At 60.1% G+C, this 11,800-nt stretch carries 14 protein-coding genes and 2 tRNA genes; 4 read left to right on the top strand and 12 right to left on the bottom strand.

What is annotated here, in order from left to right; genetic code table 11:
* Positions 1-18 precede the first annotated feature (18 nt).
* Positions 19-1,338 (bottom strand): IS1380 family transposase, encoded by a 1,320-nt coding sequence (locus HS101_10175; GenBank protein MBE7506637.1) that lies wholly within the window; start codon positions 1,336-1,338, stop codon positions 19-21.
* Between the two features lie 425 nt (positions 1,339-1,763).
* On the opposite strand from HS101_10175, the gene wecB reads away from it, so the two are divergent.
* The 4 genes from wecB (at position 1,764) to thpR (ending at position 4,486) form a co-directional block, all read left to right on the top strand.
* Positions 1,764-2,870: a UDP-N-acetylglucosamine 2-epimerase (non-hydrolyzing) gene (gene wecB, locus HS101_10170; GenBank protein ID MBE7506636.1), complete on the top strand. Its 1,107-nt coding sequence runs from the start codon at positions 1,764-1,766 to the stop codon at positions 2,868-2,870.
* 108 nt (positions 2,871-2,978) lie between these two features.
* Positions 2,979-3,206: a hypothetical protein gene (locus tag HS101_10165; protein ID MBE7506635.1), complete on the top strand. Its 228-nt coding sequence runs from the start codon at positions 2,979-2,981 to the stop codon at positions 3,204-3,206.
* Complete coding sequence (locus HS101_10160) at positions 3,207-3,623, top strand: type II toxin-antitoxin system VapC family toxin (GenBank protein MBE7506634.1); 417 nt, start codon at positions 3,207-3,209, stop codon at positions 3,621-3,623.
* Positions 3,624-3,916: 293 nt separating this feature from the next.
* A complete protein-coding gene (gene thpR / locus HS101_10155; GenBank protein MBE7506633.1) occupies positions 3,917-4,486 on the top strand; it encodes an RNA 2',3'-cyclic phosphodiesterase in 570 nt (189 codons plus the stop codon).
* Positions 4,487-4,495: 9 nt separating this feature from the next.
* Here thpR and rplK read toward each other — a convergent pair whose 3' ends face one another.
* From rplK to HS101_10100, 11 genes are all read right to left on the bottom strand, one after another.
* Positions 4,496-4,930 carry a 50S ribosomal protein L11 gene (gene rplK, locus HS101_10150; GenBank protein ID MBE7506632.1) on the bottom strand — a complete coding sequence of 145 codons (435 nt, stop codon included), beginning with the start codon at positions 4,928-4,930 and terminating at the stop codon, positions 4,496-4,498.
* 49 nt (positions 4,931-4,979) lie between these two features.
* Positions 4,980-5,639 carry a transcription termination/antitermination factor NusG gene (nusG, locus tag HS101_10145; protein MBE7506631.1) on the bottom strand — a complete coding sequence of 220 codons (660 nt, stop codon included), beginning with the start codon at positions 5,637-5,639 and terminating at the stop codon, positions 4,980-4,982.
* Positions 5,640-5,684: 45 nt separating this feature from the next.
* Entirely contained in the window at positions 5,685-6,197 is a 513-nt protein-coding gene (gene secE, locus HS101_10140; GenBank protein MBE7506630.1) for a preprotein translocase subunit SecE, read from the bottom strand.
* A gap of 132 nt (positions 6,198-6,329) precedes the next feature.
* A tRNA-Trp gene (locus tag HS101_10135) sits at positions 6,330-6,402 on the bottom strand.
* Between the two features lie 102 nt (positions 6,403-6,504).
* On the bottom strand, positions 6,505-6,681 hold the full coding sequence (rpmG, locus tag HS101_10130) for a 50S ribosomal protein L33 (protein MBE7506629.1): 177 nt from the start codon (positions 6,679-6,681) through the stop codon (positions 6,505-6,507).
* A gap of 100 nt (positions 6,682-6,781) precedes the next feature.
* Positions 6,782-7,990, bottom strand: coding sequence for an elongation factor Tu (tuf, locus tag HS101_10125; protein MBE7506628.1), 1,209 nt, complete (start codon positions 7,988-7,990; stop codon positions 6,782-6,784).
* 291 nt (positions 7,991-8,281) lie between these two features.
* Positions 8,282-8,354: transfer RNA gene (locus tag HS101_10120), tRNA-Thr, on the bottom strand.
* A gap of 327 nt (positions 8,355-8,681) precedes the next feature.
* The gene (locus tag HS101_10115; protein ID MBE7506627.1) at positions 8,682-9,716 is read right to left on the bottom strand and encodes an aldo/keto reductase; all 1,035 of its coding nucleotides are present in this window, start codon (positions 9,714-9,716) and stop codon (positions 8,682-8,684) included.
* 50 nt (positions 9,717-9,766) lie between these two features.
* A complete protein-coding gene (locus HS101_10110) occupies positions 9,767-10,699 on the bottom strand; it encodes a hypothetical protein (protein MBE7506626.1) in 933 nt (310 codons plus the stop codon).
* Entirely contained in the window at positions 10,696-11,022 is a 327-nt protein-coding gene (locus HS101_10105) for a hypothetical protein (protein ID MBE7506625.1), read from the bottom strand. Before HS101_10105 ends, HS101_10110 begins: the two co-directional genes overlap by 4 nt.
* A gap of 181 nt (positions 11,023-11,203) precedes the next feature.
* On the bottom strand, positions 11,204-11,380 hold the full coding sequence (locus HS101_10100) for a hypothetical protein (GenBank protein MBE7506624.1): 177 nt from the start codon (positions 11,378-11,380) through the stop codon (positions 11,204-11,206).
* Positions 11,381-11,800: the final 420 nt, after the last annotated feature.

Raw genomic sequence — 11,800 nt, 5'->3', positions numbered from 1 at the left:
ATCAGGTTGTTTTTCGGGTCATGATGGGGCGGGCGGGATCAGGCGGAGTCGTGGAACCAGGGATCGCCACAGGTCCTGCAGGGGGCAGCTGCTCGACAGTCGCAGTACGACGCGGCGCACGGAGACGACCACCCGCGCGGCGACCTTGAAGAGTTTCAGGCGAATGGTGTTCACCTGGGCCTCGGCCAGTTCGGTGCCGGCCAGGGCCGTGCGGCGCAGCGTTTCCACCAGGACGTAGGCCGCCGAGGACAACAGCAGCCGGAACTGATTGGCCAGGAAGGCGTGGCAACTGGTGCGATCGGCGAAGAGCCCGAGCTGCTGCTCCTTGATGCGGTTCTCCATGTCGCCGCGGGCCGTGTACAGACCGTCGTAGATATCGTTCGGCGTGCGGTCGGTCAGGTTGGTCACCACGAATCGAACGTTGGGCCCCTGAACCAGCCGCTCGGCCTTGACGATCACGCGGCGCGGGCGATCCCAGGTCTGCGCCGCGTACTCGATCTCGTGGAAGTTCCGCACCTTCTGCTGCGTGGTGGCGAACTGGGCCTCGGCCGCCTGCATGAAGGACTCGGCCGCTTTCTCCAGGACGGTGTTGCGGGCCAGGCCCAGCACGTACTTGACGCCGTGCCGGTCGCACCATTTCATCATTCGCCGGCGGCAGAAGCCGGAATCCCCGCGGACGATGATCCGCACCCCGGGCCACGCCTGTCGCAAGCGCTGCACCAGCAGCTTCAGGATGGGCCAGGCGTGATGGGCCCCGTCGATGTTGCTGGGCCGCAGGTAGGAGACCAGCAGCCGCGAGCCGCAGAACACATACAGCGGTAGGAAGCAGTGGTGGTCGTAATAGCCGTGGAAGAAGCGGCCTTCCTGGTTGCCGTGGATCGGATCGTCGGTCGCGTCGAAGTCGAGGATCAATTCCTCCGGCGGCGATTCATAGGACGCGATGAACTGCTCCACCAGCACACGCGACATTCGTGCCAGGTCGCCGCGCGTGACGCGGTTCTCCAGCCGGCACAAGGTCGGACTGCTGGCCAGCGGCTCATCCGCGCTCGGCGGCCGCCCGGTCAGGACCGCCAGCACGGGATCGCTCCGCAGGGCTTGATGGTCGTTGAGATCTTCGTAGCCCATCGCAATGGCAAAGATGCGCTGGGCCAGCATGACCCGCTGGTCATGTTGAATTCGGGCCGGATCACGCGGGTCGTTGATGACCCCGGCCAGTTGATCGACCAGGCCCAGACGCCGCTCGACCTCCCGAAGCAGCAGACCCCCGGCGTCTGAGGTGAGCGTTCCGCCTGTGAAATCGGCCACGATTTTCTTGCGGCCGAGACTGGAAAAGAACATCGGTTTGCTGTTACAGTCTGTCACGAAAAAGCCTCCCTGCCTATGGACCGGAATGTTCTTACGAAACCCCAGTCTACAGGGCTTCGAGGCTTTTTCTATTCCTATTCAACGCCGACCTGATGAAATATTCGGGCTAGTGGAGAAAAAGGCCGCAGATGTTAACGGCGAGCTTTCGGCGATATCGACAATTGCCACGATACCCAAGACGATGGTCAACCAGTGAAGTAACGAAATGCGGCCCTTGATTCCCATTACTAGCCTCTATAGCTTTGGGTAGCGTTATTCTACCTCAACGATTCACCCAGATGCAAGAAGCTTAGTAACCTTAGCCTTTGTTTTCTTGCGACGCGGTGCCACTTGTCACCGGCCGCATCGAGAACTCCGGGAATTGGCGTTTTGGGGATTACGGTGTTTGAATACCCGAAATGGCGGAAAGCACCATACGCTGCATGATCGTCTGCGGGGCGCGGCCGAACTTTATGAAGATCGCCTCGCTGGTTGAGGCGTTTCGCACCACTGGCCGTGTGCAGTGTTACATCGTTCACACCGGACAGCACTACGACGAGCGGATGTCTCAACTCTTCTTCAGCGATCTCGGCCTGCCGACGCCGGATATCAACCTCGGTTGCGGCGAGAGCGGGCACGGCCGACAGACGGCCGACATCATGCAGCGCTTCGAGCCGGTGCTGATCGAGCAACAGCCGGAATGGCTTTTCGTGGTCGGCGACGTGAACTCGACCGTGGCCTGTGCGATCGTGGCGGCGAAGCTGGGCGTGAAGATCGCCCATGTCGAGGCGGGCCTGCGCAGCTTTGACCGGTCGATGCCGGAAGAGATCAACCGCGTACTCACCGATCGGGTAAGCGATCTGTTCTTCGTGACCGAGCCGGCCGGGATGGAGAACCTGGCGCGAGAGGGCTTTGAACGGGAGCGATGTCACTTGGTCGGTGACACGATGGCGGACACACTGCTGCGCCATCTGCCTCGAGCGCGGGAGTCGGCCATCTTGAGGAACATCGGCGTCGCCGGAAAGCGCTACGCGGTGATGACGCTCCACCGACCGGGAAACGTTGATGACCCCGCGGCGCTGTTTGAGATCGTCGAGGGCATCGCGACGATTGCCGGACACATGCCGGTGATTTTTCCGGCACATCCGCGAACGACGCGGCGGCTCGAAGAGTTCGGGTTGATGGCACGGGTGCAAGACATGGCCGGGCTGCAACTGATCGAGCCGGTCGGATATCTCGACTTTCTCAAGTTGATGACCGACGCAGCGCTGGTGTTGACGGATTCAGGCGGCATTCAGGAGGAGACGACGATTCTCGGCGTGCCCTGCATGACGCTGCGCGAGACAACGGAGCGGCCTTATACGCTGACGCAGGGGACCAACCGATTGGTGAAGCCGACGGCATCACATATCCGGGCGACCTTTGAGGACTTTCGCACGAGCCCGGCGCGGCCGATTCGGCGGAGTGAGTTGACCGACGGCAGGGCCGGCCGGCGGATCGCGGAGATCGTTCTGAGGCAGGTGTAGAGGGCTTCAAAACTAGGCGAGCAATGAGGGCCGATGAGTGGAAAAGCATTGACGACGATTTATGATGAATGCTAGAATAAGTGTACATACACGTACACGGAGATTGCCATGGCCGTCAAATCCATCACCATTGATACGGATGCCTACGACCGACTCAAGAAGTGCAAGCGCGAAGGTGAGTCATTCAGCGAGGTGATCAAACGCGTCGTCCGCCCACCGATCGACGTCGAGGCCTGGCTCCACCGCGTCGCGAAGAGCCCGATGAGCCGGCAGGCGATCAAGGCCGTCGAAGAACAGATCGGACATCGCCGGCGCCCGTCGAAGCGGGAGCGATAGATGGCCTGCTTCGACACAAGCGTGCTGCTCGACCTCATGGGACGTGGCGGGCGAGTCGGGATGCGCCGGGCATCATCCGCGATTCGCCGACTCTGTGCTGAAGGCAAGTCTCTGACCACGACATGCTTCAACGTTGCTGAATTGATGGTGGGCGTGCATCGCGCAAACGACGCCGAACTGGAGCGGGAGAAGTTGAACACCGCGCTCGAGGGATTCAGGGTTCTCGCTTTCGACCCGGCCTGTGCCGAGCTGTTTGGGCTCATTCAGGGGCGCTTGTTGAAGATCGATCGTCCCACCGGGGACATGGACGCGCTCATCGCCTCCGTGGCGATTCGCCATCAGGAGACGCTCGTTACGTCAAACGTCAAACACTTCGCGGATATCCCGGAGATCGAGCTCGAAGCATACGCGGTTTAAGAAGCGATCCGTGTTCGGCAAACAGAGGCTGTCAAGGTCGAGTTTCTTTGAGTTGTTCCAACTCCAGTTCGATCCGCCGCAGCCGTCGGTCGGTGCGATAAAACAAACTCAGCACCCAGGCCACAATCAATAACTCCGGAAGATACAGGCTCAGCATGGATGACATATCCAATGGCTCCGGTGGCCGATCGGCCGGAACGTGCGTACGATCGCGAATTCCGAGGATAACACATCCGGTCCGGTCAATACGGCCACATCGTTTATAGTCGCAGCCAGAGCGAGAATTGCAGACCATGAGGACTTTTGTGGCGGTGGAACTTGATCGGGCAGTTCGGGAGCGCGTTGGGGCGCTGGCGGGGAAGTTGCAGATTCGCTGCCCGAAGCTCGCGTGGGTGCGGCCACGGAACATGCACCTGACGATCAAGTTCCTCGGCGAGATTGAGCCGGCGCAGGTGGGGCCGATTCAGGCGGCGCTCGATCAGGCGGCGAAGCAGTGCCGGGGATTTGACATCAACATCGGGAAATTGGGCGTATTCCCGCCGCACGGGCCGGTGAAGGTGCTGTGGCTGGGGGTGGAAGACATGACCGGGGGACTGGCGGAATGCTGGAGATGCTGCGAGGAAGCACTGGAAGAGATCGGCTTCGCACGGGAGGAACGGCCGTTCTCGGCGCATCTGACGCTGGCGCGGAACAAGAACCCGAGGCTGTCTGACGAAGTGCGAAAGCTGCTGCACCATCCCCCGCCGATTGCAGCGCAGGCCCAGCGCGTCTCCGCGTTAACGTTCTACCAATCAACGCAGACCGGCGACGGCCCGGTTTACGAGTCGATCAGCCGGCACGAATTGTGTAAAGACCAGGTGTAATGGGGGCTGTCAGCCGACGATCTCGATGCCCATGTTCCGGGCGGTGCCGGCGATGATGCGCTTGGCGGCGACCATGTCGTGGCAGTTCAGGTCGGGCATCTTCTGCTTGGCGATGGACTCGACCTGAGCATCGGTGACCTTGCCGACCTTTTCCTTATGGGGGACGCCGCTGCCCTTGGCGATCTTGGCGGCATCCTTGAGCAGGACCGAAGCGGGCGGGCTCTTGACGATGAAGTCGAAGGTCCGATCGGCATAAACGTTGACCACCGCGGTGACGGGCATGCCGTTGAGGTGCTTGGTGCGCTCGTTGAACTGCATGACGAACTGGCCGGGGTTGACGCCGTACTGACCGCATGCCGGGCCGATGGGCGGCGCGGGCGTCGCCTGGCCTCCCGCACCCTGAACCTTGAATGTCGCTGTCGGAGTTTTCTTCTTTTTTGCCACGTTGCTACCGCCTCGGTGTTAATCGCCAGTCGTCGGCGACACGGCCCTTTTAGGCCTGTTCAATCTGCCAGTATTCCAATTCGATGGGTGTCGCCCGACCGAAGATGGTGACGATGACGCGAACCTGCCCCTTGTCGGGGAAGACTTCGTCAATTTCGCCTTCAAAGTTCTCGAATGGGCCTTCCTTGACCTTGATGGGGTCGCCCTTCTTCATGCCGGCCATACCGGCCAGGGTGGGCTGCTCGGCGGACTTCTCGATGACCGCGAGCATTTTTTCGACGTCGTGGGGCTTCATCGCGGTGGGCTTGCCATCGGAGCCGATGAAATCACCGACGCTCATGGTCTCACGAACCAGAAACCAGACGTCTTCGGGAATGCTGCCGTCCTCTTCGGTGGCCATCTCCACGAAGACGTAGCCGGGATAGAGCTTGCGATCAAAGACGCGTGCGACACCGGCCCGCATCCGCTTTTCGCGCTGGGTGGGGACGAGGACGCGGCCGATGCGGTCCTCAAGCCGCTCGATCTTCACTTTGCGGGACAGGGCTTCACAGACGCGGTCCTCGCAGTTGCTGGCAACGCGGAGGACGTACCAGTGCATGGGCAGCGCACCGGCGGACGCGGGCGGCCTCTTCGGCGCAGGGGCCGCGGGGGCCGGGACCGGCTCGTCCGCAGCGTTCGGTTGGTTGTCGTGAGGGGACTCGCCGCTCATGACCTCAACTCCTTCGAGTTCCGCATCTGTCATCCGAGACACGCCTTAGAGAATGCTGCCGCCGGCCTGCAGAACGCCGATCGTTCTGAAGAATACCATGAAGATAATATCCACCACGAAAAGCAAAATGCTCATGAAGACCAGGACGAAGATCACGACCTTGGTGGATCCGAATATTTCCTTGCGGCTCGTCCAGTTGACCTTCTTCATCTCGCCTTCAGTAGCGATGAGAAAGTCGCAAATCTTCCGGTTCAGGGCGAGACACCAGTAGCCGAGCAGGCCGAAGCCGATGATCGTGGTCACGGCGACGCCGACCTGAATGTACTTGGTGGTGGCGCCTTCGCCGACGATCTCAAACTTTTCGTACAGCCAGTAAGCCAGCCAGCAAACCATCATGCCATAGGCGACACCGGTCCAGACCCGGGTGTTGTAGCCCTGCGACGGCTTGTAAATATCGAAGAAGCCGCCGCCGTCCTGGCGCGGCGCCTGCGATTGGCCGGCAAATTGCGAAGCGTCAGCGTATCCCCCATTGCGGTCGCCGCCGGACGAGTCTTTCATCGGGGGCCTCTTTTCAGCAACAGCGGTCGCGCCGGAGCTGTGTGGTCGGCTGCTGGATTTGTCATCATTCTTATTCATCGGACACTCGGTTTCGCAACCTGCGGCAAAGCGGCGAACGTGCCGCCCGGACAACAGGAGCGAAGGGACTCGAACCCCCAACCGCCGGTTTTGGAAACCGGTGCTCTACCAATTGAGCTACGCTCCTTCAAACTCAAGCGATTCACCTCAGGCAACGTGCCATCGGAGATCATAGCCCTCACGAAGAGGGCCGGGACACTCAGTGGGCGGGCGAGCACGCGGCGCGCCATCACTTCCGCTTGATTTTGTGGAGCGTGTGGCGGCGGAGCTTCGGACAGAATTTGTTCAGGCCTGCCTTGAGCTTCTCCGGGACACCCTGCGATACGTTTACCTGGGTTCGGTAATTCAGATCGCCGGTCTCGGTGCACTCCAACCAGACCCATTCTCTTTTGCTTGCTTTGGCCATCGGTCACACCGCTCATGCTCGTCTGCACCCGGCTGGGGGCGTCAGGAGGAAAACCTCCGGACACCACCCTGACCGGAATAACTGGAATTCAAACAACTCGCTATGCAATCACCTTGGTGACGACGCCGGAACCCACGGTTCGGCCGCCTTCACGAACCGCGAACCGGACGCCCTCTTCCAGAGCAACCGGCGCGATCAGTTCGACTTCAAGAGTCACGTTGTCACCGGGCATGCACATTTCAGCGCCGCCCAGGAGCTTCAGGCTGCCGGTCACGTCCGTCGTACGGACGTAAAGCTGCGGCCGGTAGTTGGTGAAGAAGGGGGTATGTCGCCCACCTTCCTCCTTGGTCAAGACGTAAACCTCGGCCTCAAACTTCGTATGCGGCGTGATGGAGCCGGGCTTGGCGAGCACCTGGCCGCGCTCGAGGTTTTCCTTTTCAACACCGCGGAGGAGGAGTCCGACGTTGTCGCCGGCCTGACCCTCATCCAGGGTCTTGTTGAACATTTCGACACCGGTAACGGTGGTCTTCTTGATTTCCTTGGAAAGGCCGATGATCTCGACTTCTTCGCCGACCTTGATGACGCCGCGCTCGATTCGGCCGGTGCCGACCGTACCGCGACCCTTGATGCTGAAGACGTCTTCGATCGGCATCAGGAAGGGCTTGTCAGCCTCGCGGACCGGGTCGGGGATGTTGGCGTCGAGGGCTTCCATGAGCTTACCGATGCACTCGGTCGCCTTTGGATCCTTCGGATTGTTCAAGGCGGCATTGGCCTGTCCGCGAATGATCGGGATGGTGTCGCCGGGGAAATCGTACTTATTGAGAAGCTCGCGGACTTCAAGCTCGACGAGTTCGAGAAGCTCGGGATCGTCGAGCAGGTCGATCTTGTTGAGGAAGACAACGAGGGCCGGCACGTTGACCTGACGGGCGAGCAGGACGTGCTCGCGGGTCTGCGGCATCGGGCCGTCGGCGGCGCTGACGACGAGAATGGCGCCGTCCATCTGGGCCGCGCCGGTGATCATGTTCTTGACGTAGTCGGCGTGGCCGGGGCAGTCCACGTGGGCGTAGTGCCGCTTCTCTGATTCATACTCCACGTGGCTCGTGGCGATGGTCAGAATCTTCGTGGGGTCGCGGCGGCCGTCCTTCTCAGAAGCCTTGGCGACTTCATCGTAGGCCTTGAACTTCGCCAGACCCTTGGCAGCCTGTACGGCGGTGATCGCTGCGGTCAACGTGGTCTTGCCGTGGTCGACGTGGCCGATCGTTCCGACGTTCACGTGTGGTTTCGTTCGTTCGAATTTTTCCTTGGCCATTCCAGCGATTCCTCCGAGTCCTACTTATGTCTGAGTCAATCTTTGAGAGTCAGTTTTCCGTCAACACCATACAACGGTCGCCACGCGTCGATTCGTCGAACGCGGCTGACCGATTCAAGCTTCGCTACGATCAACCATCAGAATAATGCCGCGTTCACCGGTGCGGTCATCGGTAAACGGCTCGCACTCCGCGAGTCGGCCAACTAGTGTAAGGCAGCCCGACCGCCGACGCACCCGCCGCGCCTTCGAGCGGCCGCGTCATCCGAGAAACTCGGAAGAATCGTCTGCGAAAGCTGCTGACGGGACTTGAACCCGTGACCTCGTCCTTACCAAGGACGCGCTCTACCAACTGAGCTACAGCAGCAGGGACAAAAATTCACTCGTCCGATTTGCCGCCGAAGCATGTCACAGCGGCCGGAAGATCGCTCGAGGTCGCGCGCCAGCCTGCAAGTAAGACCCGCCAGTATAAGGCCTTGCTAAAGGGCGTCAATGCTGCGCCATGCCCAAGTTCAGGAGCGACCACACCGTATCTATCGGTTCAAATGCACCGTCCATAACAATATATACGACACCATGTTATGGAGGTTTCAGGGCCGCCAAAAGGACCAGAAAGCTTACCGGACACGTTACCGGCTCCAGCCCGGGTTTGAGGTATCCGCAGCGGCCCCCCGCCTTAACGGTGCGGCGAACGTTACATCCCCGCGTTCCTCGCGGTTTTCATGATGAACTGGTGCGGGTAGGTCGGCGCCGGGCGACTCGCTTCGTCGAGCTTCGCCAACTCCTCGCCGCTTAGCTTCAACTCGCAGGCCGCGAGATTGTCCGTCAATTGCTCAACCCGCTTCGGGCCGATGATCACGCTGCTGACCGCGGGACGATTCATCACCCAGTTAATGGCGACCGCGATCGGCGTCGTGCGATGGGCCGACGCGATTTGCTTGACCGCTTCGACGACTTTTAGATTTCGCTCGTTCACGAATTGCCGACGCCAGGAATTCGGCTCGTCGGGCGTGTCGCCGAAACGCGAGCCCTTGGGGCCGGCGCCGGTTCCCTCGTACTTGCCGGACAGGACACCGCCGCCCAGCGGACTCCACGGAAGAATGCCGATGCCATATCGCTCGCAGACGGGCATGACGCCGGTCTCGATGTCGCGGCAGACGAGGCTGTATTGCATCTGGGCAGTGACGAAGGGCTCCCAGTTCCAGCGCATGGCGAGCTGCCGACTCTCGGCGATCTGCCACGAATCGAAATTAGAGAGGCCGACGTAGCGCACCTTGCCGCTGCGAACGAAGTCGTTCAGCGTGCTGAGGGTCTCTTCGATGGGCGTGTGCCAGTCCCAGCAGTGAACCTGATAAAGATCGATGTAGTCGGTGCCGAGGCGGCGCAGGCTGTCGTGCAGGGCGATGGTCAGGTGGCGGCGGCTGGAGCCGGTGGCGTTTTCGTGTTCCGGTGGCTCGCCGAACTTCTTCACGACGGGAAAGTGGCCCTTGGTGGCGACGATGACGCGATCGCGCCGGCCTTTGATGCCCTTGGCGCAGATTTCCTCGCTGACGCCCTTGGAATAGACGTCGGCGGTGTCGATGAAGTTCCCGCCGGCGTCGAAATAGGCGGCGATGACATCGAGGCTGGTCTTTTCGTCCACGCCCCAGTCGGCCATGCCGAAGTTCATCGTTCCAAGGCAGAGTTCCGAGACTTGAATGCCGGTGTTGCCGAGTCGTCGAAGCTTCATGGATGGTCTCTCCGTGGCGGGTTGATCCGGGGGCGGATCGTCACCAAAGGTCAGTTCTCTTTTTTATTAAATGGGTTCACAACGAGCAAGAGCGGCTGCTTTCCGTCAACGGCGTCCCTGCACGCGCGGGGATCGGTCAGCACCTTGCGATTATTGGCGAAGAACGCCTTGATCGTCGCCCAGTCGGGCATGAGCAGGCTATGCCGGCCGAAATCGTTGTCGCCCTTTTTGCTAATGATGATAGAGAGGATCCCGGCCTCACCGTAGGCGTGGGCGTCGGACGCGCGATCGCCGACACCGATCAGGATGTTCGGCCAGGTGCGTTTCAATCGATCGAGGACTCGCTCCTTGAAGACGCCCTGCCTGAGCAGATCGCTCTTGCGCTGGGACACAATGATCGGCGCAGCGGGAAACTCGCGCATCGCCAGCCACTTCTTGGTCTTCTCAAGAAGGAACGATGGACGGGCAGTGAGATAGAGCAGCTCGTAGTCGTCGGTCAGCGCCGTCAGGGTCTCGCGGGCGTTTTTGAATGCCTTGGAGTCATCCTCCTCATCGAAGAGAACGTCGTCCATGTCGGTTCTGCAGATCGTATCGTCGATGTCGAGAACAACCACGACGCGCCGCGGGTCCCAGCGGAACACGCGGGCCTCGGCGCGAAGCTCGACTCCGTTGATATCGGCTGTCGCCTGAATCGTCTCGATTTTCTTATCAGGCAGCGTGCACTCGAGGATGGAGATGCCGTCTTCACGGCCGACTGCAACGCCGAGTTCCTTGTCCCCGGCGAAAAACTTAACGGGTCGATCCTCGACATCCTTGGCGAGACCGAAGAAAGTTTCTCGTCTGATGTCGGCGACGAGGAGGGTCTTGCCGTCGGGCGCGGCGATGCAGTCCTGGAGGTTGAGCATGGGCTTGGCGCAGGCCGCGGCGGTAAGCGCCCCCACCGCGAGAAACGCAAGACGGGTGACAGCCAAAATGCGATTCATGCCGATCCTCCCTGGGTCATCTTGGTGGATTGTAGAGAGGTCTGGGCTTTCTGTATCGCACCACCCCGGCGAATCACCGGGGTTCCGCGAGCTCGGACATGAACGGCGACTGTGCGAATACTACCGATGACATTGCCATCTTGGTGAACTGTCTGCTTTGATCGACGGGGTCGGACTTGCAGCACGCGGCGGTCATCGACGGCAATCACGTCTTTCGACATGGCCGCGTGGCGCGGGATGAGCGTGTCGATCTCGTCCGGGAGCATGGGGATGATCGCACCGGCGCGAACAAAGAGCGGCATGCGGTCCAGCGGGGCTTTCACCTCGATCGTCTGCCCGCCGGCGAACTGCGCCCAGCATTATCAATACCTATTCGGCCCGATCAGATGTAGTGTCGTCGGCAAGAATTGAGCCGTTAGAATACGGGAGCAGAAATGCAAGCGCGAATATCAAGGATTCCCGGCGCATGATTAGAAGGCTATACGGACGGGAGCGGTGAAGCAATTACTTAGAATCACGGTTGCGAGTACGTCGAGACTTTCCAGCGGTCTTCTTCATCGCGCCGGCCTTCTTACGGGAGAGCTTCTTGATATCTTCCAGCGATGTCTTGTCGACCCATTCGTGGCGATCCTTCGAGTAATCGCCTTTGCCCAGATCGAGCTGCTGAAGAAAGCGGCTCATCACTTCCCTCCCAAGACTCTTCTGTAACACACCGCGACCATTCTATTGGAAAATGACGATTGGACCAACGGAATTAATAACGTCGAAAAATCATTCCAAGTTTGGGGGATCTAACGAAATCGAGCCCCCGCACTCTGGACAGACACTGTTCTCTATTCCTCGAACATCATAAAAGCACCTCGGGCATCGACGAAGGGCTAGGAGTTCAGCTCGAAGACTCTTTCTGATTGACTTTCGAGCCAGCAAGATCGGCCCCAGGATTAGTCCACCTATGAGGAACACGAAGGACAAGGCTCGGGCAATTCCTTTGTATTGGACAGGGACGCCCAGCCAAGATAGCGAACAAACGAAAGCGATATCGACGGCCAGGATCGCCAAATAAAAAAAGATTATCCGGCGTGCAAAGGGTCTACACGCGCG

It is taken from the genome of Planctomycetia bacterium (assembly GCA_015075745.1).
Lineage (GTDB): Bacteria > Planctomycetota > Phycisphaerae > UBA1845 > UTPLA1 > UTPLA1.
The sequence above is the reverse complement of the archived record's forward strand: the minus strand, read 5'-3'. Positions and strand labels throughout refer to the sequence as shown.